Here is a 22,700-nt window from a genome sequence, read left to right as displayed (position 1 = left end):
ACCGACCAAAAAAACAGCCGCGAAGTGCGCGGCTGTTTTCATATGGAGCGGACCAATTAGTTGGTCGCATCCTTGACGGCTTCTTTGAGGTCGCCGATTTTTTCCTGGGTTTTGCCTTCGAGCTGGTTTTCCAGACCCTTAGCTTGCTGCTCGGTGCTACCGACCAGTTTGCCAGCTTCTTCCTGAATTTTGCCGCCGATGTCTTGCAGTTTGCCGTTGACTTGATCTTTGTTCATGGTAAGGCTCCTTTAGTGCTCATTGCCAGGTTGGCGATGCAGTGAAGCCATCTTACTGCTGAGCTCAGAATTGATCAGTTCGGTTCCACACATAAGCCAAATTATTTCCTAACCGGGGTCAGAGCTCTGACTAGCAACAAAAATGTTTCGATTCGGAAGTCTAACCCCGGTTAGGAGAATTTTTTTGACGCGGATGTCGCGGTGGGCCGAATTTTGTTCTTTGTCGGCACAGAACCATCGAGCTGGTGCGGTAAACGGAACCGGGGTCAGAGCTCTGATTAGAAAGATTTCTAATTAGAGCTCTGACCCCGGTTGTGGGGCTCTTCTGAGCTGGATCAGCGGTTTCCTTGATCCTTGAGCACTTCCTTGGCGTCGCCGAATTTTTCCTGGACTTTGCCTTCTACCTGCTTCGACAAGCCCTTGGCTTGCTGCTCGCTGCTGCCGACAACTTTGCCGACTTCTTCCTGGATCTTGCCGCCGATGTCTTTCGCTTTACCTTTAACTTGGTCCTCGTTCATTTTCGGTACCTCATATGGTGAGTGAAACTGCGGGGCGCACTGCACTGTGCGACGGATTCAGAATAGGACGATCCGATCCATCGTTCCGTTCGCTAACTAACCGAACGGCTCAACCGTTAAGCTCGCCTTTCGGCTTGCGCCAGACACTCGCCAGCCATGGCTGCTGTTCGCGCGGCAAGCCTGCCGGACGATAGTAATGATGCAGCGGGGAAAACTTGGCCCCGATCATGTATTCCTGCCAGGTATCGAAATCGTAGTAGCTGCCGTAGCGCGGTCCGTTCCAGCCTTCCTGGTTGTTGCCGCGCGGGTTGGAACTGAACAGCACGCCGCCCGGTTTCAGCGCCGCGTACAGCTTCTGCAGCACCTCGGGCAGCGCCCGGCTGGGAACGTGGAACAGCACGGCGTTGGCATAGATGCCGTCGAACAGACCGGCCGGCAGGTCGAGGTGCACGAAGTCCTGATGCCACACGTCGCAGCCGCTGTAGGCCCGCGCCATGGCCGCGAATTCGCCCGAACCGTCCAGGCCGATGGCGCGGTGGCCAAGCTCGCTGAAGGTCTTGAGGTCGCGCCCCGGGCCGCAGCCCAGGTCGAGCAAGGTGTACGGCGCCTCGCCTTCGATGGCGCCCAGCAGCGCGGCGATGTTCTGGCTGACGTCATGGTCCACCGTGCCGCGGAAGAACTGCTCGGCGGTGCTGTCGTAGTGGGCCAGGGTGCGGCGCGTGATGTCGTCGATATCCTGGCTCATGGCACGCTTCTTACCATACCCTGACGCGTTCGGCCGGCGCCAGGTACAGGGCCTGGCCCGGCTTGACGTCGAACGCCTTGTACCACGGCTCGAGATTGCGCACGATGGCGGTGCGGTATTCGGCCGGCGCGTGGCCGTCGGTCAGTATGCGCTGGCGCGCAGCCGCTTCGCGCACCTTGGTCTGCCAGGCACGCGCATAGCCGAGGAAGAATTGCTTGTCCGCGTCGGCCGGCGCCGCCTGGCCCAGCGAGGCTTTGTAGGCATCGTAGGATGCCGCCACGCCGGCCAGGTCGGCCAGGTTTTCGCTCAGCGTCAGCTGGCCGTTGACGGCCAGGTCGGGGAACGGCTTGTAGGCGCTGAACTGCGCCACCAGCTTGTCGGCGGCACCTTTGAAGTGGGCCATGTCTTCCTTGGTCCACCAGTCGCGCAGGCGTCCCTGGGCGTCGAACTGCGCGCCCTGGTCGTCGAAGCTGTGGCTGATCTCGTGGCCGATGATGGAGCCGATGGCGCCGTAGTTTTCGCCGTCGGACGCCTTGGGATCGAAGAACGGCGGCTGCAGAATCGCGGCCGGAAAGTTCATGGCGTTTTGCAGCGGCAGGTTGACCGCGTTGACCAGTTGCGGCGGCATCGCCCAGGCGGTGCGGTCGACCTTTTGCTTCAGACGCGCGATCTCCTGCGCGTAGTGGAACTGTTCGGCGCGCACGGCGTTGCCGAGAGCGTCGCCCGGCACGACCTTCAGGCCCGCGTACGAGCGCCAGCGGTCCGGATAGGCCACGCCGACGTACATGGTCTTGAGCTTTTCCTGCGCCTGGGCGCGGGTGGCCGGGGCCATCCAGTCCAGCTGGTCGATGCGCTTGCTGAAGGCGGCGATGATGTTGCTGACCATTTTCTGCACGCGCGCCTTGTTCTCGGCCGGGAAGTGGCGTTCCACGTACATGCGGCCGACCGCTTCGTCGAGCGCGTCGTTGGTGGCGGCCAGCGCGCGCTTCCAGCGCGGCGACTGCTGCGGCGTACCGCTCATGGCTTTGCCGGAAAACTCGAAGCGCTGGTCGGCAAAGGCCTTCGGCAAGGCGGGGGCGAAGTGGTTCACCTGGTGGAAGGCGAGGAAGTCCTTCCAGGTCGCGATGTCGGTACTGTCGACCAGCGCGGCGGCGCCCTTCATCGCACCCGGATGCCAGACGATGAAGTTCTGCGCGCCGGTCAGGCCGGCGCTCTTGAAGAACGCAGCCCAGTCCATGCCGGGCGCGTTGGCGGCGAAGTCCTTGAGGGTCCAGCTGTTGTTCGCTTTCAGGACGTCAGCCGAGTCCTCGCGGCTGGCGTGCGACTGGGCGATCTTCATTTCAAGATCGAATACCCTGGCCGCGCGCGCGTCGGCATCCGGGTAGCCGGCCAGCTTGAGCATGGCGCCGATGTGCTGCTTGTATTTGGTGCGCAGCTCGGCCATGCGCGCGCTGTCGGTCAGATAGTAGGCGCGGTCCGGCATGCCCAGGCCGCCCTGCAGCAGGTAGGGGGTGTTGCGGGCCGGCTCGTTCAGGCCCTGCGCGACCCACAGGCCAAACAGGTTTTCGGTGAAGAAGTTGGTGGCGTTGAGCGGGTCGACGTCGGCCCGCAGCGAGGCGCCCAGCGCCCGCACCAGCTGCGCCTTGTCCTTGATGGCGTCGATCTTCGCCAGCAGCGGCTTGAGTGGCGCCGTGCCTTTCGCTTCGATGGCCGCTTCGTCCATGAAGGTGCTGTAGAAATCGGCGACCTTGCGCGCCTCGCCCTTGGCCTTCTTGTCGGCCGCGACTTCGTCGATCAGCTTGACGATGCGCGCGTTGCTGGTTTCGGCCATGGCGGCAAAGGCGCCCCAGCTGCTGCGGTCCGCCGGGATCTCGGTTTTGGCGAGCCAGTCGCCGTTGGCGTAGGCAAAAAAGTCGTTCCCCGGGAGCACGGGGGCGGTGACGGCCTTGGCGGCCGGGGCGGCGTCCTGGCCGGCACCATGGGCCGGGGCAAAGGCCAGCGAGGCGCCGCACAGGGCGAGGCTGAGGGCAGTCTTGATCGGGGTCCAGTTGGTTTTCATGTCGTTCCTTGATGCTGTGTTTATTTGAACGCCGCGCGCACTTGCGGCAGCAAACGGGTTTTCTGGGCGGCGCGGGTGCGGATGCCATTGGCGACGCGTTGCGCTCCGACCTGGGCATCGGGGCCGAAGTTCTGCTTCACGTAGGCTTCCATCATGTCCGCGTGGGCCGGCTTGGAGGAGGACGATACCACGCTCGGGAAAAAGCGGTTCTGGTCAACCGATTCCAGGTCCTTCATCAATGCGTCGCGGTTGGCGGTGGCGAACGCCCACGCCAGTTCGACGTGTTCGGCGCGCCCCACCGCCGGTACCAGGGTGGAGGTCAGCTGCGCCGGCAGGTCGGGCGAGAGCGTCATTTTCAGCGTACGCTGGGCCAGCGCCGGGTCGCGCGCCAGGGCCATGGAGCGCGCGTAGCGGTTGCGTTCTTCGTCGGTCTGGGCCTGCGCCGCGCGGGTGGCGAGAGCGCCGTAGGTGGCGGCATCGCCGTAGCGGCCGGCAACGCGCATGACGAAGTCGATCATCGATGGCGACACGCTGGCCGGGTCACGCAGGAAGCGCGCGAAGCGGGCGCGCCCTTCGGCGATCACGGCCGGGTCGCCGATCTTGGCCAGCGCGCCGGCCAGCAGGGCGCGCAGCTGGCGCTCTTCGGTCGATTCGCCCGGCTTGTCGTCCCAGCCGAGGCGCGCGAACCTGGGCGCGGCCAGGCTGGTTATATAGCGCCGCACCAGCGCGCGTTCCGGTTCGCCTTCGGCCAGGGTGTCGAGCGTGCTCAGATTGGCGAGAATGGTGTCCCATACCGCCAGCCGCGGCTCGTCGGCATAGGCGGAGACCAGTTTGACGTAGCTGTCGAGCTGCAGGCGGTCGGCCTGTACCAGGCTCCAGGTGTCGCCCAGCAGCTTGAGTCGGGTGGTGTCGGGCAGCTTGGCGGCCTGCCCTGCCAGCGCGTCGAATCCGGCCTTGTCGTACTGGACGCGGAAGTAGCCGACGCTGGCCGGGTCGATCACCAGCGTGCCATCGCACGACGCCTGCGTTACGGTGGTGCTGGCGCCCGAGAGCAAGGCGTAATTGGCCTTGCCGCCCACGGTGCCCACTTGCACCGGTACGTTCCACAGGCGTTTTTCAGGGGCCGGCTCGTCGAGGCGGAACTGTTCCTGCGACAGTGTCACGCGGCGCTTGCCGTTTTCGCAGCTTTGCTCGACCTTGAGCAGCGGGAAGCCGGGCTGGGTGGTCCAGTCGGAGGCCAGCTTTTCGACCGGTTTGCCGGTGGCTTTTTCGAGCGCGGCCCAGAGGTCGGCGGTGGTGGTGTTGCCATACTGGTGCTTGGCCATGTAGGCGCGGATGCCTTTGCGGAAGGGCTCTTCGCCCAGATAAGCCTCCAGCATGCGCAGGAATGCCTGGCCCTTGACGTAGGTGATCGCATCGAATGCATCGGCGGCCTGCGCTTCGGTCAGCACCGCGGTCTGGATCGGGTGCGTGGTCTTGCGCGCGTCCAGGTTCATGACGCTTTCGCGGTCGGCCAGGGCGGCCAGCTGCACCCGCCACTCCGGATGAAAATGGTCGGTGGCCTTGGTCGCCATCCACGATGCGAAGCCTTCGTTGAGCCACAGGTTGTCCCACCAGCCCATGGTCACCAGGTTGCCGAACCACTGGTGCGCCACTTCGTGGGCGTTGACGCCGAACGAGTTCTGGCGCACGCTGTCGGGGCTCTTTTTAGGATCGACCAGCAGGGTCGATTCGTTGTAGACGATGCCGCCCCAGTTTTCCATGGCGCCGTTGAAGCCGCCGGGGATGGCAATCTGGTCCAGCTTGGGCAGCGGGTAGGGCTGGCCGAAGTACTTGTTGTAGTAGCGCAGCAGGTCCTTGGTGGCGGCCAGCGCGTAGGCGGCCGATTCCTGCTTGCCTTCGGTGGTGACGATGCCGATCTCCACCCCATCCTGCCTGGCGCTGATCCGTTCCAGTTCGCCCGCGACCAGCACCACCAGGTAGCTCGACATCTTGGGCGTGACGCCGAAGTGAAAGCGCTGCAGGCCGCCGTCGAGTTTTTCCTGGCGTTCGAGCGGGGTGTTGGAGTAGGCCTTGAAGCTGGCCGGCAGGTCGACGGTGAGCTTGAAGGCGGCGCGGAAGGCCGGTTCGTCCCAGGTCGGCAGCATGCGGCGCGTGTCGGTCGGCTCCATGTTGGTGGCGATCATGGTGCGCGACGCGCTGCCAGCCTTGTACTTCATGTGGAACATGCCGCGCGCTTCGCGGTTGATCACGCCGTGGAACTTGAGGGCCAGGTTGTAGCGGCCAGGTTCGAGCGGCTGCGCCAGCGCGAAGCTGAGCGTTTCCTGTTCCTTGTCGATTTTTGGCGTCAGTTTCAGGGAGCCAATGTTCTTGCCCGACAGGCTGGCCGCGTCGATCTGTAGGTCGACGGCGTTGAGCATGATGAGGGAGGTGGTTTTAAGCACTTCGATTTCCACCGTTTCGGAACCGAGGAAGGTATTGGCGGCCAGGTCGGGGATCAGGTGGGCGGCGTACTGCACCGGCACGATATCCTTCGGCAGCTTGCCCGGCGTGGTGGCGAACGCGTACGGGGCTTCGGCGTGGGCGGCAAAGGCGGTACAGGCGAGCGCGATGGCGGCGGCCAGACGTCGGGCTTTCAATAATGTCATGTCTTTTCTCTCTTCGTGGCGGCGCCAGGACCGGCGCGACTTCCCAGCCTGCACTCTAATCGAGCGCAGTGCGAAACGTACACCAAATGCGACAAACTGCACAATAGGCGGCCAGAGTGCGTAAAACGGGAACCGTGGCGCTCCAGTAGCGCTGCCCAATGTTTCTCTATATAGTCTGGCTGCCCCGAGCCCGCATCAACCAGGAGACACCATGACCCTCGAGACCCTGCTGCAAAATCCGAACGCCCTGCCCTCCGCGCCCAAGGTGGTGGCAGAACTGATCAGCAGCTTCGACGACCCGGATGTGGCGGTCGAAGAGATCGCGCGCAAGCTCTCGCTCGACCCGGTGCTCAGCGCCAAGCTGCTGCGGCTGGCCAACTCGGCCTACTATCACGTCTCGCGCCGGATCGGCAACGTGGGCGACGCGGTGCGCATGCTCGGTTTTGTGACGGTGCGTACCCTGGTGATCAGTTCCGGCCTGGTAGGCAGCTTCAAGACCGTGCCGGGGCTCGACCTGAAGCGCTTCTGGCGCTACAGCCTGCACACGGCGGTGGCGGCCAAGTGGATCGCCAAGCAGATCGGCGCCAATACCGACCTGGCGTTCACGATCGGGATGATGCACGGGATCGGGCAACTGGTGATGCATGCGGGCGTGGCGCAGCAGGCGCGCGAGCTCGACCAGACGGTCGGGCCGTACGAGAATGGCCGCATCGCGGCCGAAAAAGCGCTGTTCGGCTACGATTTCAGCGAAGTCGGGGCGGAACTGGCGGTACGCTGGAAGTTCCCCGACCTGTTTCACCAGACCTTGCGCCACTTTGGCGATCCGACGCCGGAGTCGCCGTCGTACCGGATGGCGGCGGTCATTCATCTGGCCGTGCTGCGCGCGCGCTACGAAGAGCGTCAGCCGAACGATGCGGAACTGGCAGCGTGTTTCACGGCGGCGCTGGCGACCGGTCTGGGCGTGCCGCCCGATGCGTTGTTTGCCGGGATTCCGCCGCTGGGCGAGCTCAGTGGCGGGCTGGAAGAGCTTATCAATTAAGCACGCTAAAAATATTTTCAGATTTTTTTGAAAAAGGGCTAAAGTTCCGCGCCATCGCGACGTTATGGAAGGACACGCGGTAATCTTATAAATTTTTTGGCCAGGTGAGCGCATGACCTCCAACGAAGTTCTCTCGATGTACGAAAATATTGCTGGTCTGACTGGCAAGATGGCGGTTGCGGCAAAAGCAGGCGACTGGAACAGCCTGGCGCATCTGGAAACGCAGTGCGCGCTGCAGGCGTCGGCAACCAAGACCGGCGTGCCGGCATTGGATGGCGCTCCGCGCATGCGCAAGATCGATTTGCTCAAGCAGATCATGGCCAATGACCGCGCCGTGCGCGAGATCACCGAGCCGTGGCAGTTGTCGGATGTGATGTGCGCGACGCACTGAGCTGGTAACGGATGTGAATGAAAGCGCCTGAGGGCGCTTTTTTTATTCGTCGTTCGCGAGCGTCCCGCCCCCCGTCGTCTCTGGCATCGCCAGAGACGACGGGGGGAATGTTAATCAACCAGCCACGGCCACCTTCAACGCCAGCGCAATCCCCTCCGCCGCCTGGGTAATCTCCGGCAGTGACGGAAAACTCGGCGCAATCCGGATATGGCTGTCCTCGGGATCGACCCCGTACGGATACGCAGCGCCAGCCGGCGTGAGCGTAATCCCCGCTTCCTTCGCCAGCGCAATCGTCTTCTTCGCCGCACCCGGCGGCGTCACCAGATCGATGAAATATCCGCCCTTCGGCACCGTCCACGACACCCCCGCCACATCGCCCAGGTGCGCGCCGAACTGCGCCAGCACCGCATCGAACTTGGGCTTGAGCAGCGCCGCGTGGCGCGTCATCAGCGCTTCCACGGTGGCCGCATCCTTGAGCAGGCGCACATGGCGCAGCTGATTGATTTTGTCCGGGCCAATGCTGCGGATACCCGCATGGCGCGTCCACCAGGCGATATTGGCCGGCGACGACGCCAGCGCAGCAATGCCCGACCCAGCCCAGCTCACCTTCGACGTCGATGCGAACACGATCGCCCGGTCCGGATTGCCGGCGCTGGCGCATTCGGCGACGATCTCGGCAATCCGCACGTTCTCGTCCGTCAGGTGATGAAAGCGATAGGCGTCGTCCCACATCAGGCGAAAGTCCGGCGCGGCCGTCTTCATGGCGGCCAGGCGGCGCACCACCTCATCCGAATACACCGTGCCCGACGGGTTGCTGTACTTGGGCACGCACCACATGCCCTTGATGCTGGTGTCGTTCGCCACCAGCTGCTCGACGATATCCATGTCCGGTCCGTCGTCGTTGAGCGGCACGTTGATCATCTTGATGCCGCGCGCTTCGCAGATCGAGAAATGGCGGTCGTAGCCCGGCACCGGGCACAAAAACACCGGCTGCTGGCCGACCCAGGGCTGTCCGCCCGGCACGCCGTTCAACAGTGCGTAGACGATCACGTCATGCATCAGCGACAGGCTGGCGCTGCTGTCGACCACCACCTGCGCGGCCGGCAGCGCAAGCAAGTCGCCAAACAGCGCGCGCGCTTCCGGCAGGCCCACGCCCAGGCCGTAATTGCGGGCGTCGGTACCGTCGGCCGCACTGAAGCCGGGCAAGGCGTCAAGCAGATCGTTGGAGAGGTCGAGCTGTTCGGGCGCTGGTTTGCCGCGGGACATGTCGAGTTTGAGTCCGCGCTGGCGGAACAAGTCGTATTGGGCTTGTGCTGAGTGTGTTGCCGTCGTCATGAGCTTGCCTTCAGTGATGGGATCACTGAAGAGTATAGCCCGAAGGCAAATTGATCGCTGGGGGGAGGAAAGAATTCTGGAGAGCGATCACCAGGTATCTCCTGGTGTCGCCTCGTGCCGGTTGCATCCGGCGTCCGCAAGCGCATCGTTGGCTGGCGGACCGCTTCCGGGGACAGGCGTTTCTTCAACGATTATCTGCTAGCCGCGCCACGCTATCGTTGGTGGCTGCGCCAGATCCTGGGCCCGTTTGTGCAGTCCCGCAGGACCACGGAAATCAGTATAGCGCAGTTTTTCAACTTGTGTAGACGACTTCGTGCGCGTGCGGGTCTTTTTTACAACATTTTGGTATATGCAACGAAATCAGCCGGCGTCGGGCTCCACCTGTGCCACCGGCGCAGCTGCCTTGGGCTTGCGTTTGAAGCGTGCGGCCAGCCTGGCGAACATGCCCGTTTTCGGCACGGCCGGGGCCTCGGCAGCCTCGGCGGGAAGTGCCGCCTTGCGCTTGCGGCGGCGCAGCAGGAACCAGACGGCCAGCCCGATCACGAGCAGCACGCCGGCCGCGGCAGCGCCGATCAGCATCCAGGGCAAGCCCTCCCCTTTCTTGGCCGCTTCGGCATTCTTTTTGGCCAGGGCGGCACGCGAGAGGACGGGCGGCGGCGTGCTGGCCGCGTCGGTGCGACTGCTCGCCGCCGCGCTCTTGTTTTCGATGGCCAATTGCAGCAGCTTGACCTTTTCTTCCAGTTCAACAATCTGGGCGGTCAGTACGCCATTCTTGTGGTCGAGCGCGGCGCAGAGCTTGATCTGTTCATCGCTGAACTGCTGGGGACAGGATGCCGGTGCCGATGGCAGCTGCAATACGCGCACCGGGCGCGGCGCCACCGGGGCGACGACAGCCGGAGCGGCGCGCACCGTTCGCGCTGGCGCGGGCGCGGATACCGATGCCGGCGCTGGAACAGGAACCGGAGCGGGAATGGGAGCTGGCGGCGGCGGCGGCGGTGGCGGCGCCGGCTGCGGATCCTGGCTCAGCCACAAGGTGGCCGCGCGCACTTCGCGCTTGCCGCCTTCGGCAAGCGTGAGAAACAGGTGCACATAATCGCCCTCGACCGGATTGACCGAGGTGATGTGCAGGAACTGGCGGCCGTCGCGCCGCATCACCGACAGGGTCAGGTTCGACAGCACCGGATGCATGCGCACATTGGCGCCGCGCCACACATTGGGATCGGCCAGCCGTACCTGTACGCTAGAGCCGGGCTCGGCCAGCGCGGTCAGTTCGATGTCGGCCACCAGCGGCTGCCCGATGTACGAGCGCACCTGAACCTCGCCCAGCTCGGCCGCATGGGCGCAGGTGAGCGCGCCGGCCAGCAGCAAGGCGAGGATCGGGGTAATGCAGGACCGGACCAGCCGGATGATTCCAGAATGGTGCATATATGGTAATGTTGCTCAGCTAATGACGGCGGACCCAGTGAAATCTGTAGCCCTGCCGTAATTAACGTACGCTGCGATAAACTCTTTAACCCCCAGTCCCAAATAAACAGGTAGCTAAATGGAAACAAGAATCGAGAAAGACAGTTTTGGCCCGATCGCGGTACCGGCAGAGCGCTTGTGGGGCGCGCAGACGCAGCGCTCGCTGGAGCACTTCGCCATCTCGACCGAGCGCATGGCGCCCGAACTGGTGGCCGCGCTGGCCCAGGTCAAGCGCGCGGCCGCCGCCGTCAACCGCTCGCTCGGCCTGCTGCCCGCGGACAAGGCCGATGCCATCGTCAAGGCGGCCGACGAAGTCCTCGACGGGCGCCATCCGGACGAGTTCCCGCTGGTGGTGTGGCAGACCGGTTCCGGCACGCAAAGCAATATGAACATGAACGAGGTGCTGGCCAACCGCGCGTCCGAACTGGTGGGCGGCGCGCGCGGCGAAGGCCGCCTGCTGCACCCGAACGACCATGTGAACATGGGCCAGTCGTCCAACGATATCTTTCCGACCGCAATGCACGTGGCGGCGGCCCAGGCCGTGGTGCAGTCGCTCCTGCCAGCCCTGGCGCGCCTGCGCGGCACGCTGGAAATGAAGGCGCGCGACTTCGCCGACATCGTCAAGATCGGCCGCACCCACCTGCAGGATGCCACGCCGCTGACCCTGGGACAGGAATTCTCGGGCTATGTGGCCCAGCTGGAATACTCGGAGCATGCCATCAAGTCCACCCTGCCCGGCCTGCTGCAACTGGCCGCCGGCGGCACGGCGGTCGGCACGGGCCTGAATGCCCACCCGGATTTCGCGGGGCGCATCGCGGCCGAAATCGGCTCGCGCACCAGCATCAGCTTTAAGACCGCGCCCAACAAGTTTGCCGCCCTGGCCGGTCACGACGCGCTGGTGGGCACCCACGGCGCCCTGAAAACCCTGGCCACGGCCTTGACAAAAATCGCCAACGACGTGCGCTGGATGGCGTCCGGCCCGCGCTCGGGCCTGGGCGAAATCAGCATTCCCGAAAACGAGCCGGGCAGTTCGATCATGCCGGGCAAGGTCAATCCGACCCAGTGCGAGGCGCTCACCATGCTGTGCTGCCAGGTATTCGGCAATGATGTCGCCATTACCATGGGCGGTGCCTCGGGCAACTTCGAGCTGAACGTGTTCAAGCCGATGATCGTCCATAACTTCCTGCAAAGTGCGCGCCTGCTGGCCGACGGCATGCGCTCCTTCAACGAGCACTGCGCGCACGGGATCGAGCCGAACCGCGAACGGATCGGTGAGCTGATGGAGCGCTCGCTGATGCTGGTGACGGCGCTGGCGCCGCACATCGGCTACGACCGCGCGGCCCAGATCGCCAAGAAGGCGCAGCACGACGGCACCACCCTGAAACAGGCGGCGCTGGCGCTCGGCTTTGTTACGGAACAACAGTTCCAGGATTGGATTGTGCCGCTCGACATGACCCGGCCCGGACTGTGATCGCGGGGCGGCGCGTCCGACGCCGACCTTGTCGTTGACGCGCCGCGCCGATGCCGCCACACTGCGGTTCTTACATTATTTTTTAGGACGAGCGGTAAATGCAGAAAGTCTCTTTTGACCTGACAGGCGAGTTCGTCGAACTGAACCAGTTACTGAAACTGACGGGCCTGTGCGACAGCGGCGGCGCGGGCAAGAACCTGGTCGCCACGGGCGTGGTATCGGTCGACGGCAAGAAAGAATTGCGCAAGACGGCCAAGATCCGCGATGGCCAGGTGGTCGGCATCGGCGATGTGCGCATCAGCGTGCGCAGCAGCGGAACGGACGGCGCCTGATTGCGCCAGCGCAGAACAATCTCCTTGTAATCGGGCAATATTAGAAATATGCTGAGCAGAGACAAGCCGCGCCGCAGCGCTTCTTGCGGCGCGACAAACACGAAAACTCTTGCTTTGTTTATATTCTAAGACGTGATTAACCGATTCAAGGTGGCCACCATGGATAACCCTGAAGAAAACCAGCAAACCCAAGAACGACTGATCGGCGACCTGCGTCTCGTGATCGAAAATGCGGAGGAATTGCTGAAGAACACGGATCAGTACACCAGCGTGTTATACCGCAGTGCCAGGGCCAAGCTGGCGCTGGCACTGAACGCGGCCACCGAAGAACTAGCCAGGTTTGAGGATGAGCAGCTCGGGCGCATGATCGAAGCGACCCGTGCCGCCAACGTGGAAAACGCCGATCTGTCCGGCGAAGCGCGCATCATGCGCGCGTTTCATTAACCAACCCAGCGGCGTCATTCGCGGACGCCGCTGGTACCGCCCGCCGATGCGCGTCCTGCGCGCGGCTACAAATACGCCCTCGTCCACCCGTCGAACAATTGCTGCTTGTGATCGAGCAGCCAGGCGCTGCCCTTTTTCAACAGCAGGAAGCGGCTTTGCTTGCCGTGGCGGTCGCGCGCATACACGCAAACCTTGCGTGCCGACAGCCATTCCACGTCCAGCATGGTTTGCCCCTGGTATTCGGGTGGCGTGCTGAAGCTAAGTGCGTTCGGGCGCCCGAATGTGCGGCCCTTGGGCGTGCAGAAGCGATCGAAAATGGCCGAGCAGGCCGGCTCGCGCCAATCCTCCACGCCGGGCGTCTCCTTGTGATCGAGCGCGAGCTGGGTTTCCCAGGCGCTGATCGCCTCCCAAAAGCCGTGCAGCACGTCGAGGACGGCCCGCTCCTCCCCGGCGGCGGGCACGAAACCGGGCGGGGTACGGCTGGCGAGGCGGCGTTGTTCGCGCAGGAATGCATCGGCCAATGCGGGCTCGAATGCGTCGTCAATGCCGGGACGCACGGTCGGGTGGGTCGCCAGCGCAAGAATGCCCTCGGGCGTGACGGCACTGCCATGCAGGGCCACGTGCGACAGCTGCGGGATGCGGGCAATGTGCTGCATGCAGGCATCATTTGCCCGGGTATGGCGCAGCGACAAGGTGCGCAATGCGGCATGACCGGCAAATGCCGCCAGGCCCGCACCGGTGATGCCGGTATGGTCGAGCACCAGCCAGTTCAGGGCCGGAACCCGCGCGATATCGGACAGCACGGCATCGGTTACCGCGCTCGCGCCCAGCCACAGGCGTTCCAGCCTGGGCAGCGCGCACAGGGCGCGCACGGCCTCGTCGCCGATATCGCAGCCGGCGAAGGTCAGGCCGCGGATCGAAGGTTTGGTGAGCAGGAAGGCAATGTCGTCGCCGCTGAACGACTGGTCCTTGAAGTCGAGGAAACGCGGGTGCGCGGGGACGTCGAGCATGGCCGGCTCAGGCGCAGGCTATATTCGATGCGCGTTCCCGCTCCCATGCTTCCTGCCAGGTAATGGCGCCCGGCTGGTCGAACCAGCCGTGCAGATATTCCGCAATCTCAGCCGCTTGCGGCACAGGCGAGCTTGCCAGAAATGCCAGGGTCTGCTCCAGCCCGGCACCGACAAAATACTCGGCGCCCATCGAACTTCCCACATCCATATTGATGTACTTGGCTTCCCAGAGTGGCAGGGTATCGCGCACATCGCCGACACGGTAGAGCAGGAAGGCGCACTGGTAGATGCCTTCGTAGTAATTCATGTCGTCCTGCACGATCTCTTCCGATATCCAGGTGCGGAACTTCACTTCTTCCGCCAGCATCTGGGTCAGCAGGACGTGGTAGGGTGCCGCCGGCTCATTGACCAGGCGCTTGTAGATCGCCCGCCGCGCTTCCGGGGAAAGCAGCACGGTTCCTACCGCGGTGGTAACGATATTGCCATTGCTCAGGTATTCGTCGATTGCTTGATCAGCGCTCATGGACATGAATAAAATCGATATAAAGGATGATTATAGCTTGAGTAAAACGCAACGCTTCTGGCGTGCGCGTGGACGCGGGAAAAATTCGTGTGTTCCGCACAGCGGCAAGCCGGCTGCGCCCGGCGGCGGTTCGCTCAGCCGGGCGGCGCCAACAGGATGCCGAGCGCGATCCACTGCGCCAGATGCGCCCCGATATCGAATTGCTCGTCGAGGGCGAACGCGGCGTCGAGCGCCTCACCCATCGTATAGCCGCCGGCCAGGGCGGCCAGGGCGCCGGCATGCGCCGGACTCAGCGCCACCAGTTCCGTCTTCCAGCGCGGGCGCGCCACCAGGGCTGCGCTGGGGCAATCCATAACTGAAGGGAAATCGACACCGCTGCCCGGCTGATGCGCTTGCCACAGCGGCACCACCGCCCAGCGCGACGCGATCAGGCTGCAGGCGGGATGGAGCGCGTAGCGCGCGTTCTCGAAGGCCTCGGGCGTGAGGACGGCGAGCGCATCGGCGCCGATGGGGTCGGCGTCAGGCGCGTAATGCGCGCGGTGCAAGGCCCATTCCAGGCGCGCCATGTCGGGCAGGTAAGGATAATCGGCAATGTGCGGAAAACCGTCGAGGAAGCGGGCGAAGCCGGCGCCGAAGCGGTTCAGGTCGGCGTCGAGCGAGGGGTTGGCCATGCCGTAAGCGCGCGTCAGTCCGCCGAAAAATTCCTCGCCGACCAGCTGGCGCAGCACCGGACAGGCCGCCGACAAGGTCTTGTTCCAGGTGACGGTCAGGTTGCCGCGGTACAGGCCGAAGCGGTGCGTGTTGGCGCCGCCCTTCAATTGCGCCAGCGCGGCGCCCTCCCCGGCATGGTCGAACAGGGCCGCCGCGAACTGCTGCTGGGTTGCGGCCAGATGGTCCGATGCCAGTGGCTGGGCATGGCGGCCGCGCCACGGGTTGGCGGCGCCCAGCAGCGGGTAGGCGCTGGCGATCTGCTGCGCACGGCGCGCCTGGCCCAGCAGCACGTCGAGCGCGGGCACGTCGGTATCCCATTCGATCAGGGTCGGCAGGCGCCTGAAGCGCGCCAGCGCCGCCTGGTACAGCGCCCATACCGGCTCGGCCACCACGTCGCCATGATGGTCGATCACGGCCTGCGGCGTCACCAGATGGCCGGCCAGGTGGATTTCGCCCACGCTGCCGGGCGCGATGGCCGCGATCGCCGCCAGCGCGTCCTCGCCGTGGTTGCACTGATTGACGTAGAGATTGTTCACATCGAGCAGCAGCGCGCAGCCGGTGCGGCTGGCCAGTTCGGCCATGAATTCGGCCTCGCTCATCGCATCGTCGCGAAACCGCACGTAAGTGGAGACATTTTCCAGCAAAATGCGGCGATGCAGCCGGTCCTGCACTTGCTCCACCCGCTGGCACAGCAGGTCGAGCGCAGCCCGGCTGAGCGGCATGGGCAAGAGGTCGTTGAGCTGGCGGTCGGCCACGGCGCCCCAGCACAGGTGTTCGGACACGAGCATGGGCTCGACCCGCTCGACCAGCGCACACACGCGTTCCAGGTGGGACGATGAAAAGCCGCGCGCCGAGCCCAGTCCGAGACCGACGCCATGCAGGCTGATGGGATAATCGCGGCGCAGTTCCTGCAGTACATGCCAGTCCCAGCCCGCGCGGTCGAGAAAATTTTCGGTATGAACCTCAAGCCAGCCGACCGCGGGCCGCTGCTCGAGAAATTGACGGTAATGCGGAGCGCGCAAGCCGACCCCGGCGCCCGGCGAGGCGGGACCGGCTGGAAGATCGACCGGTAAGGCCCCGCCCGTCACAGCTTACTTGTCCTTACTTGCCCTTACTTGCCGGTCAGCTTGCCGCCGGCTTTTTCGCAGGTGCCCTTGGCCACGTATTTCCACTCTTCCGGCGCCTTGTCGACGGTCGACTGGCCCGAGCACGAATGCGAGCCGTTGGCGCTGGCGCAATCGTTCTGGCCGGCCTTGGCGATGCCGTAGCACTTCTCTTTCTCGGCCTTGTCGACCTTGGCCATCGATCCGGGTTCGTGCGCGGCCGCGCCGGAGGATACCGCGTACATGCCGGCGAGGGCGGCTGCGATCAGGGCTTGACGTTTGTTCATCGTGAATCTCCTTGAGAATATGGAAGTGAAACCGGAATTGCCAGCTCGGGGGCGATTGTAAAGCCGGCCGTGCGATTACCGCGCGCGCTTTTCAGTTCCTTACAACTTTCCCCATGCCGCAGCCGATTCTAACGTAAAAAACCCGGCCCCTCCTTCGACTGGAGGACGCCGGGCGGCGTGCCGCGGCGCGGCGGAGCCAGGCTCCTGCCGCGCGGACAGCGAATTTCTGTTCAGCAGGCAGCGCCCTGACAGGCGCGGCTCAGGCAGTCGTATTGATCGTGTTGCCGAGGTTCGACGGCAAGCGCGGGCTTTTCGGCAGCGCGTCGATCAGCTGGGCAGCGACCTGGCCTTCCATCTGTTGCGCTTTTTTCAAGACGGCATAGCCGACTTCCTGCTTGATACCTGTCTGGGCCATGCTGGTTGCCAGTGAGGCGATTCCTGAAACATCCATGAGAGTTCTCCCGTTTTGATGGCTATCACGGATGGTAACGGCAGCCTGCTCCCATACTTTAGGCTTGCGGCGAATTAATTCTTTGCTTGAGCCAGGCCAGTACCGTGGCCGGCGCATTCAGGTCGAGCCAGGCAAGGTTGCCGGGCAGATCATCCGGCCGGGGCTCATCCGATGCCACGGCGACAATATGCGGATCGTTCGGATACAGCGCCGGATGGCCCAGCGACGGGCGCTGCACTTCCAGCTTGGGAATGGCTTCCCATTTATAGCCTTCGACCAGGGTCAGGTCGGCCGGGCCCAGCAGCGCCAGCTGATCGGCCAGGGTCGGTTCGGGCTCGCCGCGCAGTTCGCGGATGACCGCCACGCGAAACGGCGAGGCGATCATCACCTGCGCCGCCCCGGCCAGACGCAGGCGCGCGCTATCCTTGTGGGGCGGTTCGAGCATCACGTCATGGTGGCTGTGCTTGACGACATTGATGCGCAGGCCATCGGCCGCCAGCTGGCCGACCAGTACTTCAAGCAAGGTCGTCTTACCGCTGCCGGACCAGCCGATCACACCCAGTAGATTGTGCATGCGCGGCCTTTCCGCCGTAGAGTGAGACAAGTAAGTGCGCCATTATACAAACTACAAAGGCGTCAATACGGATGGCGGTAGCGTTCGCCCTTGTATTTCATGACGGCCGCCTTGGGCAATAATTTTTCAAGCACCAAGCCGGGCGCCACTTCATCGCCTTCGCGGCGCAGCACCTTATCGATGAGCAACAGACGGTCAGCCGGATTCTTGGAGTAAATGTAGCCGCCAACCGCGATCGGCGGAATCTCGTGCTGCAGCGCTTCTGGCAACTCGCGCAGGGTGCGCAGCTTCTCTTCCGGCGCGGGAGGTGCTATGTCGGCCTTGGCCACGTCATCTTTCGTCGGCGCAGGCTTGACTGGTTCAGCCTTCTTGACCCGCTCGGGTTTGGCGACAGGCTCGGCCACGGCGACCTTGACCGGTTCGCTCTTGCGCGGTGGCGCTTCCGCCATGGGCATGACAACCGCGTCGGGTGCTGGCGCGGGCACGGGTGCGGGTGCGGGAGCCGGAATGGCAGCGACCGGGGCGGCAGCCGGCGCGGCAGCCTGCACCACGGGCGCCGGCGCAGCCGGCTGCCGCCAGGCATACACGGCCGCCCCGGCGGCGCCAAGCGCGAGCAGCGCCAGCCCGATCACGAGCGGCCTGGCGCCGGCGCCGTCACGTTCCGGCTCACCACCATGGAGCGGCACGGCGTGAATGGTCGGCGCGCTGCCGATCTGGCGTTCGGCCTGGGCTTTCTTGAGGGCTTCGAGAATATACGACATCTTATGGTTTCCCCGTTGCGCTGGCGGCCAGGAGGCGCGGCTCGGCCACGCCGGTCAGCTGGTTCAGGCGCATGTAGGTGCGCGGACCGGCCACGCCGTCCGCCTTGAGATTCTGCCGGGTCTGGAAGGTGCGCAGCAATTCCACCGTCTGGCCGCTCAGCGGCCGGTCCGCAGCGGGCGGCACCAGGCCGTTGATCTTGGCCAGGCGCGAGGCGATCCAGTCGACATCGGCGCCCTGCTCCCCGGCGCTGACCTGGTCGCGGTAGTAGCGCGGCATCGTCCACAGGGTCACGAAGCTGCCGTCCGAGCGCGTGGCGAGCGCGCCGATGTCGATCTTCTGCTCCTTGCCATCGACGCTCAGGCGCGCGTGGGTGTCGTCCATGCCGGTCAGCAGCGCATAGCTCACCTGCGCGCCGTCGCGCAGGGTGAGGATGGCCGGACGGTCCAGCAGGCGCAATTCGTACAGTCCGCCCTTGCTCTGATGGCAGCGCAGGTTCAGCTTGAGCACATCGTCGCACGTCGCGCCGGCCGGCAGGGCCACGCCCCACAGAGCCGCCAGGGGGCGCAGCGCCTCCTGCTCGCTCGCGTGCGCCAGCGGCGTGACCGCGACCCGTGGCGTGCTCGCCACTGGTGGCGCGCTTGCCGCCGGCGCCGCCCTCGACTGCGGCGCCGCCGCGAGCACGGTGGCCGCCACCGCCACGGGGGCGGCAGCCTGCAGCGCCGGCGCGGACGGGCGCATCTGCCACGCGGCGGCAGCGCTGATCACGGCTGCGGCGGCCACCCCGGCCCCGATGGCCGGCCAGCGCTTTTTCGGCGCGGGCGGATTGGCACCACCGGAAAACACTTCGCTGCCGGCGCGGCGCAGGATAGTGCGCGTCACTTCGCGGCTGTTTTCGACGTACGCGCCGAGCAGCGCGCGGTCGCACAGCAGGTTGATGCGGCGCGGCACGCCCTGGGATAGCTGGAATACCTGCGGCATCACCGAACGCGGAAATGGCCGCGACGAGCCGCCGCCGGCCACCGCCAGGCGGTGCGCGATATAGCTGGCGGTCTCCGCTTCGGTAAGGGAACCGAGGTGATAGCGCGCGATCACGCGCTGGGCCAGCTGTTCGAGTTCGGGCCGGGCCAGCATCGCGCGCAGCTCGGGCTGGCCGATCAGGATGATCTGCAGCAGCTTGCGCTCGCTCGTTTCCAGATTGGTCAGCAGGCGCAGCTGTTCGAGCACGTCGGCCGACAGGTTCTGGGCCTCGTCGATGATCAGCACATTGTTCTTGCCCTGCGCGTGGCTGGCCAGCAGGTAGCGGTTGATGGCGTCCACATAGCTCTTCACGCTCACGGCCCCGGCCGGCGCTGGCGGCAGGTCGATGCGGAACTCGTCGCAGATCGACAGCAGCAATTCTTCCACCGTCAGCTTGGGATTGAAGATGTAAGCCAGGCGGCAATCGGCCGGAATCTGCTCGATGAAGCAGCGGCACACGGTGGTCTTGCCGGCGCCGATCTCGCCGGTCAGCAGCACGAAGCCGCCGCCGCTGCCAACTCCATAGAGCAGGTGCGCCAGCGCTTCGCGGTGGCGTTCGCTCATGTACAGGTAGCGCGGGTCGGGGGCGATCGAAAACGGTGATTGCTTCAGGCTGAAGAATTGCTTATACATGGATTCCCTGGAAGTGCATCACCGCTGGCTGCCGACGGGTAGCGGCTTGTATTTGGCGCAGTAAATCTTGGACTTGGTCTTGAAGTAGACGATCTTGCTGCCAGGATTGGACGCGCGCACGGGATACTGCGAGTTGTCCATCGACACATGGCGCACGCCCACGGCATTGCGGATCGACTCTTCGAGCTTGTCGGGCGTGGTGTCGGCCACGGCGGCAACGAACACCACTTCGCTGGTATCGTCGCTGATCATGATGTCGGTCACCGGCGCGCCCCACAAGGTGCCGTCGGCCTTGAACCAGTAGGCGCCGCCCTCGTGCTTGTACGACGGGCCGAAGGCACTCACCAGATAATCGTGGAAGTAGGCATTGTCGAGCTGGCTGCGGCACAGGATGGCGCTGCCGATGACGGGACCGAAGGTCGATGGCGCGGCCTGGGCGGCGGCGGGAGCGGCCAGCAACGCCAGGGCGCAGCTTCGCGCCAGCAGTGCCCGCAAGCGCTCCGCTGCCGGGGAAACCTGTTCCGAACCGATCGCCAGGCGCATCCGACCTCCGAGGCCCGCGTGCTTACTGACGCGCGCGCTCTTCCTTCTTGACCTTCTTTTGTTCCTTTTTCTCTTTTACCGACTTGGCCGGCTCTTTTTTCGATTCTTTTTTACTGTCTTGCGCTTTACTCATTGCAATCTCCTGATAACGATTCTATAGCTTGGACAGCCAGTTGCGGTTCGCAGCGATTTTTTGCTTGGCAGCAGCGGGCAGCATCTCGTAACAGCCGGGATACTGCTTGAGCGCGTGCTCGCGAATTTCCTTCTGCAAACCGTTGATAATAAACACATATACGATGGCACCGTCGTCGTTCTGTCGCGTGCCCATATAGCGGATCATTATTCCTCCTTTTGTTCCGTGAGCGGAGCGAATAAACCTCGGTTGTTCTCACATCGTCGCATTATGACACTGCCCGGCGCGATTTCGCTACCCGGAGCAAAGTTTGCCGACGAAAAAAAGCCCGCACGGAGCGGGCTTTCGAGATGGACAGCGAGTGCCCGTAAAACATCTTGTTTTTGTAAAATTTGCCAGAAAGCATATTACAGATGCCACTCTGGAATCACTAAATTCCGACTAGAAATATAGCACAGGGAATTGACATCAATGAACAAATTGTCAGCGGGTGTGGCAAGAAAGAAACGGCTCAAGGTGCTTACATATGCGCGAGCCAGGGATCGCTTTCCGGACGCGGAAACTGGGCCGTCATGAAATCGACGAAACTGCGCACCTTGTACGAGAGCAGGCGCCGGCTCGGATACACCAGCGAGAGCGACATCTGGCCCAGGTGGTGGCCCTTGAGCAGTTGCACCAGGCGCCCGCTGCTCAGGTCATCCTCCAGCGTGAGCGAGGAGCGCACCATGATTCCCATGCCGGCAATGGCCGCCTGGCGCAGCACCGAAATATTATTCGACACCACGCGCGCCGTGATCGGCACGTCGACCTGCTTGTTTTCCCATTTCACGGGCCAGCTGTGGCGCAGCTGCTCGAAGGCGAAATTGAGGCAATCGTGCGAGGACACGTCGACCGGCGTGAGCGGCTCGCCTCGCCGGGCAATGTACTCGGGCGAGGCGCACAGCACCACGTTGGAGGTGGCCAGGCGGCGCGCGATCAGGCTCGAATCGAATTTTTGCAAGCCCATGTAAATGCCGACGTCGAATCCCTCCTCGACGATATCGACCGAATGATCGGCCAGGCTGACGTCGAGCACCACGTCCGGCACGGTGGCCGCGTACAGGGGCAGCAGCCGGGCCAGCTGGTACTGGCCGAAGCCGGGATGGCAGTAGATGCGCAGCGTGCCGCTGGCCTTGCGCGCCGAGGAGGATGCGACCGCGTCGGCGTCGTCGATATCGGCCAGGATCTGGCGCACGCGCTCCAGGTACTGCTTGCCGGTTTCGGTGAGCGAGAGTTTGCGCGTGGTACGGTTGAGCAAGCGCGTGCCAAGATGGGCTTCGAGGTCGGCGACATTGCGCGTGACAACGGTATTGGACATATCGAGCGCCTGCGCCGCGCGGGCAAAGCTGCCCTGCTCCACGACTTTGGCGAACACGCGCATTGATTGAAGCCTGTCCATCCCGCCTCCCGATTGTGGATTATCCCCGATAGCGCAACGTTGCATTGCGATTATTCGCCTTTTTTGCGGATAGCGCAACGTATAGACTGCTTCACATGGACGAGCAAACGCAAACAGGCAACTCGTCAACGCCGCAACCGAGCGACGTTCACTCAATTACTGGAGAAACACCATGAAATCATTGTCTTTCGTTGCTGCTGTTGCTGTGTTCGTTGCTGGTTCCGCTGTTGCTGCCGACGCACCGGTGGCCAATGCGAGTGTGAGCGCTGCTGCAAGCAGCATCAGCGCCACCCGCCTGAATGTGCCTGAACTGTCGGCCCCATCGAGCCGCACCCGCGCCGAAGTGCGCGCCGAAGCCGTGGAAGCGGCCAAGAATGCGCGCCCGACGCTGTCCAATCAGTTGGACATGTCCAAGAACTGAGCTTGATTATTGCGAATTCCGCAATTGTGCATTGCGTCAATCGACCTTTTTCGGATCAATCAGACGCAATACACTGACCTTATTCAAAGAGCACCGCTCTTACCGCCGCAGACAATCGCGACGTTGACCTAATACTGGAGAAATATTATGAACGCATCGACATTGTTTACCGCCGTAGCAGCCCTGGTCCTGACCGGTTCCGCCTTTGCCGCCGACGCACCTGCCGCCAGCACCGCGGTTTCCGCAGCCGCCGCATCGAGCCTGAGCGTGCCAGCCGTGACCATCAACCAGTCGCGCAGCAGCAGCGATGTCAGCGCTGAAGCCGTCCAGTTCGTCAAGAACTACAAGACCGCCTTCGCCGTCCAGCTGGAACAGTACAAGAACTAATACAGTACGAGCCCCAATCGCACGG

Annotated in this window: 25 protein-coding genes; 7 read left to right on the top strand and 18 right to left on the bottom strand. The window is 63.8% G+C overall.

Annotated features, from left to right (window positions below):
• Positions 1–56: 56 nt before the first annotated feature.
• The 5 genes from RBA40_RS29320 to RBA40_RS29300 form a co-directional block, all read right to left on the bottom strand.
• A complete protein-coding gene (locus RBA40_RS29320) occupies positions 57–236 on the bottom strand; it encodes a CsbD family protein (protein ID WP_054266900.1) in 180 nt (59 codons plus the stop codon).
• Between the two features lie 335 nt (positions 237–571).
• Positions 572–754 carry a CsbD family protein gene (locus tag RBA40_RS29315; RefSeq protein ID WP_099874788.1) on the bottom strand — a complete coding sequence of 61 codons (183 nt, stop codon included), beginning with the start codon at positions 752–754 and terminating at the stop codon, positions 572–574.
• Between the two features lie 109 nt (positions 755–863).
• On the bottom strand, positions 864–1,499 hold the full coding sequence (locus RBA40_RS29310; RefSeq protein WP_306652083.1) for a class I SAM-dependent methyltransferase: 636 nt from the start codon (positions 1,497–1,499) through the stop codon (positions 864–866).
• Between the two features lie 10 nt (positions 1,500–1,509).
• Entirely contained in the window at positions 1,510–3,558 is a 2,049-nt protein-coding gene (locus RBA40_RS29305; protein WP_306652081.1) for a M13 family metallopeptidase, read from the bottom strand.
• Positions 3,559–3,578: 20 nt separating this feature from the next.
• Entirely contained in the window at positions 3,579–6,206 is a 2,628-nt protein-coding gene (locus RBA40_RS29300) for a M1 family metallopeptidase (RefSeq protein ID WP_306652079.1), read from the bottom strand.
• Between the two features lie 211 nt (positions 6,207–6,417).
• Between RBA40_RS29300 and RBA40_RS29295 the strand changes: the two genes are divergently transcribed.
• On the top strand, positions 6,418–7,245 hold the full coding sequence (locus RBA40_RS29295; RefSeq protein ID WP_306652077.1) for an HDOD domain-containing protein: 828 nt from the start codon (positions 6,418–6,420) through the stop codon (positions 7,243–7,245).
• Positions 7,246–7,357: 112 nt separating this feature from the next.
• Entirely contained in the window at positions 7,358–7,636 is a 279-nt protein-coding gene (locus tag RBA40_RS29290) for a flagellar protein FliT (RefSeq protein WP_306652075.1), read from the top strand.
• Between the two features lie 114 nt (positions 7,637–7,750).
• Here the strand turns inward: RBA40_RS29290 and RBA40_RS29285 are convergent, their stop codons facing one another.
• Positions 7,751–8,971, bottom strand: a complete 1,221-nt coding sequence (locus RBA40_RS29285; RefSeq protein ID WP_306652074.1) for an aspartate aminotransferase type Ic — start codon at positions 8,969–8,971, stop codon at positions 7,751–7,753.
• A 360-nt stretch (positions 8,972–9,331) separates the two neighbouring features.
• On the bottom strand, positions 9,332–10,396 hold the full coding sequence (locus RBA40_RS29280) for a FimV/HubP-related protein (RefSeq protein ID WP_306652072.1): 1,065 nt from the start codon (positions 10,394–10,396) through the stop codon (positions 9,332–9,334).
• A 118-nt stretch (positions 10,397–10,514) separates the two neighbouring features.
• Here RBA40_RS29280 and fumC point away from each other — a divergent pair, with 118 nt between their 5' ends.
• The 3 genes from fumC (at position 10,515) to RBA40_RS29265 (ending at position 12,682) form a co-directional block, all read left to right on the top strand.
• The gene (gene fumC / locus RBA40_RS29275) at positions 10,515–11,906 is read left to right on the top strand and encodes a class II fumarate hydratase (protein ID WP_306652070.1); all 1,392 of its coding nucleotides are present in this window, start codon (positions 10,515–10,517) and stop codon (positions 11,904–11,906) included.
• A gap of 98 nt (positions 11,907–12,004) precedes the next feature.
• Positions 12,005–12,238: an RNA-binding S4 domain-containing protein gene (locus RBA40_RS29270; protein WP_306652068.1), complete on the top strand. Its 234-nt coding sequence runs from the start codon at positions 12,005–12,007 to the stop codon at positions 12,236–12,238.
• A gap of 159 nt (positions 12,239–12,397) precedes the next feature.
• A complete protein-coding gene (locus tag RBA40_RS29265; protein ID WP_099882157.1) occupies positions 12,398–12,682 on the top strand; it encodes a DUF883 family protein in 285 nt (94 codons plus the stop codon).
• Between the two features lie 65 nt (positions 12,683–12,747).
• Here RBA40_RS29265 and RBA40_RS29260 read toward each other — a convergent pair whose 3' ends face one another.
• The 11 genes from RBA40_RS29260 to RBA40_RS29210 form a co-directional block, all read right to left on the bottom strand.
• Positions 12,748–13,692, bottom strand: a complete 945-nt coding sequence (locus RBA40_RS29260) for an NTF2 fold immunity protein (RefSeq protein WP_306652067.1) — start codon at positions 13,690–13,692, stop codon at positions 12,748–12,750.
• A 7-nt stretch (positions 13,693–13,699) separates the two neighbouring features.
• The gene (locus RBA40_RS29255; RefSeq protein WP_306652065.1) at positions 13,700–14,221 is read right to left on the bottom strand and encodes a hypothetical protein; all 522 of its coding nucleotides are present in this window, start codon (positions 14,219–14,221) and stop codon (positions 13,700–13,702) included.
• Positions 14,222–14,349: 128 nt separating this feature from the next.
• A complete protein-coding gene (gene bufB / locus RBA40_RS29250; protein ID WP_306652064.1) occupies positions 14,350–16,014 on the bottom strand; it encodes an MNIO family bufferin maturase in 1,665 nt (554 codons plus the stop codon).
• A gap of 23 nt (positions 16,015–16,037) precedes the next feature.
• The gene (locus RBA40_RS29245; RefSeq protein ID WP_099874775.1) at positions 16,038–16,316 is read right to left on the bottom strand and encodes a BufA1 family periplasmic bufferin-type metallophore; all 279 of its coding nucleotides are present in this window, start codon (positions 16,314–16,316) and stop codon (positions 16,038–16,040) included.
• A 259-nt stretch (positions 16,317–16,575) separates the two neighbouring features.
• Positions 16,576–16,767, bottom strand: coding sequence for a YjfB family protein (locus RBA40_RS29240; RefSeq protein WP_099874774.1), 192 nt, complete (start codon positions 16,765–16,767; stop codon positions 16,576–16,578).
• A gap of 58 nt (positions 16,768–16,825) precedes the next feature.
• On the bottom strand, positions 16,826–17,341 hold the full coding sequence (gene mobB / locus RBA40_RS29235) for a molybdopterin-guanine dinucleotide biosynthesis protein B (protein WP_306652062.1): 516 nt from the start codon (positions 17,339–17,341) through the stop codon (positions 16,826–16,828).
• Positions 17,342–17,403: 62 nt separating this feature from the next.
• The gene (locus RBA40_RS29230; RefSeq protein WP_306652060.1) at positions 17,404–18,102 is read right to left on the bottom strand and encodes a general secretion pathway protein GspB; all 699 of its coding nucleotides are present in this window, start codon (positions 18,100–18,102) and stop codon (positions 17,404–17,406) included.
• A 1-nt stretch (position 18,103) separates the two neighbouring features.
• Positions 18,104–19,753 carry an ExeA family protein gene (locus tag RBA40_RS29225; protein WP_306652058.1) on the bottom strand — a complete coding sequence of 550 codons (1,650 nt, stop codon included), beginning with the start codon at positions 19,751–19,753 and terminating at the stop codon, positions 18,104–18,106.
• Between the two features lie 18 nt (positions 19,754–19,771).
• Positions 19,772–20,296, bottom strand: coding sequence for a hypothetical protein (locus RBA40_RS29220; protein WP_306652056.1), 525 nt, complete (start codon positions 20,294–20,296; stop codon positions 19,772–19,774).
• A gap of 154 nt (positions 20,297–20,450) precedes the next feature.
• Entirely contained in the window at positions 20,451–20,636 is a 186-nt protein-coding gene (locus RBA40_RS29215) for a hypothetical protein (protein WP_306628050.1), read from the bottom strand.
• A gap of 313 nt (positions 20,637–20,949) precedes the next feature.
• Positions 20,950–21,867: a LysR family transcriptional regulator gene (locus tag RBA40_RS29210; RefSeq protein ID WP_306652055.1), complete on the bottom strand. Its 918-nt coding sequence runs from the start codon at positions 21,865–21,867 to the stop codon at positions 20,950–20,952.
• A 172-nt stretch (positions 21,868–22,039) separates the two neighbouring features.
• Here RBA40_RS29210 and RBA40_RS29205 point away from each other — a divergent pair, with 172 nt between their 5' ends.
• Positions 22,040–22,288: a hypothetical protein gene (locus RBA40_RS29205; RefSeq protein ID WP_306652053.1), complete on the top strand. Its 249-nt coding sequence runs from the start codon at positions 22,040–22,042 to the stop codon at positions 22,286–22,288.
• A 147-nt stretch (positions 22,289–22,435) separates the two neighbouring features.
• Complete coding sequence (locus tag RBA40_RS29200) at positions 22,436–22,675, top strand: hypothetical protein (protein WP_306652052.1); 240 nt, start codon at positions 22,436–22,438, stop codon at positions 22,673–22,675.
• Positions 22,676–22,700 lie beyond the last annotated feature (25 nt).

This window comes from Massilia pseudoviolaceinigra (assembly GCF_030846505.1).
GTDB lineage: Bacteria > Pseudomonadota > Gammaproteobacteria > Burkholderiales > Burkholderiaceae_D > Telluria_A > Telluria_A violaceinigra.
The sequence above is the reverse complement of the archived record's forward strand: the minus strand, read 5'-3'. Positions and strand labels throughout refer to the sequence as shown.

Excerpts from the sequence above, each read along its gene's own strand:
- RBA40_RS29320 (WP_054266900.1), bottom strand. The coding sequence starts at position 236 with ATGAACAAAGATCAAGTCAACGGCAAACTGCAAGACATCGGCGGCAAA.
- RBA40_RS29315 (WP_099874788.1), bottom strand. The coding sequence starts at position 754 with ATGAACGAGGACCAAGTTAAAGGTAAAGCGAAAGACATCGGCGGCAAG.
- RBA40_RS29310 (WP_306652083.1), bottom strand. The coding sequence starts at position 1,499 with ATGAGCCAGGATATCGACGACATCACGCGCCGCACCCTGGCCCACTAC.
- RBA40_RS29305 (WP_306652081.1), bottom strand. The coding sequence starts at position 3,558 with ATGAAAACCAACTGGACCCCGATCAAGACTGCCCTCAGCCTCGCCCTG.
- RBA40_RS29300 (WP_306652079.1), bottom strand. The coding sequence starts at position 6,206 with ATGACATTATTGAAAGCCCGACGTCTGGCCGCCGCCATCGCGCTCGCC.
- RBA40_RS29295 (WP_306652077.1), top strand. The coding sequence starts at position 6,418 with ATGACCCTCGAGACCCTGCTGCAAAATCCGAACGCCCTGCCCTCCGCG.
- RBA40_RS29290 (WP_306652075.1), top strand. The coding sequence starts at position 7,358 with ATGACCTCCAACGAAGTTCTCTCGATGTACGAAAATATTGCTGGTCTG.
- RBA40_RS29285 (WP_306652074.1), bottom strand. The coding sequence starts at position 8,971 with ATGACGACGGCAACACACTCAGCACAAGCCCAATACGACTTGTTCCGC.
- RBA40_RS29280 (WP_306652072.1), bottom strand. The coding sequence starts at position 10,396 with ATGCACCATTCTGGAATCATCCGGCTGGTCCGGTCCTGCATTACCCCG.
- fumC (WP_306652070.1), top strand. The coding sequence starts at position 10,515 with ATGGAAACAAGAATCGAGAAAGACAGTTTTGGCCCGATCGCGGTACCG.
- RBA40_RS29270 (WP_306652068.1), top strand. The coding sequence starts at position 12,005 with ATGCAGAAAGTCTCTTTTGACCTGACAGGCGAGTTCGTCGAACTGAAC.
- RBA40_RS29265 (WP_099882157.1), top strand. The coding sequence starts at position 12,398 with ATGGATAACCCTGAAGAAAACCAGCAAACCCAAGAACGACTGATCGGC.
- RBA40_RS29260 (WP_306652067.1), bottom strand. The coding sequence starts at position 13,692 with ATGCTCGACGTCCCCGCGCACCCGCGTTTCCTCGACTTCAAGGACCAG.
- RBA40_RS29255 (WP_306652065.1), bottom strand. The coding sequence starts at position 14,221 with ATGTCCATGAGCGCTGATCAAGCAATCGACGAATACCTGAGCAATGGC.
- RBA40_RS29245 (WP_099874775.1), bottom strand. The coding sequence starts at position 16,316 with ATGAACAAACGTCAAGCCCTGATCGCAGCCGCCCTCGCCGGCATGTAC.
- RBA40_RS29240 (WP_099874774.1), bottom strand. The coding sequence starts at position 16,767 with ATGGATGTTTCAGGAATCGCCTCACTGGCAACCAGCATGGCCCAGACA.
- mobB (WP_306652062.1), bottom strand. The coding sequence starts at position 17,341 with ATGCACAATCTACTGGGTGTGATCGGCTGGTCCGGCAGCGGTAAGACG.
- RBA40_RS29230 (WP_306652060.1), bottom strand. The coding sequence starts at position 18,102 with ATGTCGTATATTCTCGAAGCCCTCAAGAAAGCCCAGGCCGAACGCCAG.
- RBA40_RS29225 (WP_306652058.1), bottom strand. The coding sequence starts at position 19,753 with ATGTATAAGCAATTCTTCAGCCTGAAGCAATCACCGTTTTCGATCGCC.
- RBA40_RS29220 (WP_306652056.1), bottom strand. The coding sequence starts at position 20,296 with ATGCGCCTGGCGATCGGTTCGGAACAGGTTTCCCCGGCAGCGGAGCGC.
- RBA40_RS29215 (WP_306628050.1), bottom strand. The coding sequence starts at position 20,636 with ATGATCCGCTATATGGGCACGCGACAGAACGACGACGGTGCCATCGTA.
- RBA40_RS29210 (WP_306652055.1), bottom strand. The coding sequence starts at position 21,867 with ATGGACAGGCTTCAATCAATGCGCGTGTTCGCCAAAGTCGTGGAGCAG.
- RBA40_RS29205 (WP_306652053.1), top strand. The coding sequence starts at position 22,040 with ATGAAATCATTGTCTTTCGTTGCTGCTGTTGCTGTGTTCGTTGCTGGT.
- RBA40_RS29200 (WP_306652052.1), top strand. The coding sequence starts at position 22,436 with ATGAACGCATCGACATTGTTTACCGCCGTAGCAGCCCTGGTCCTGACC.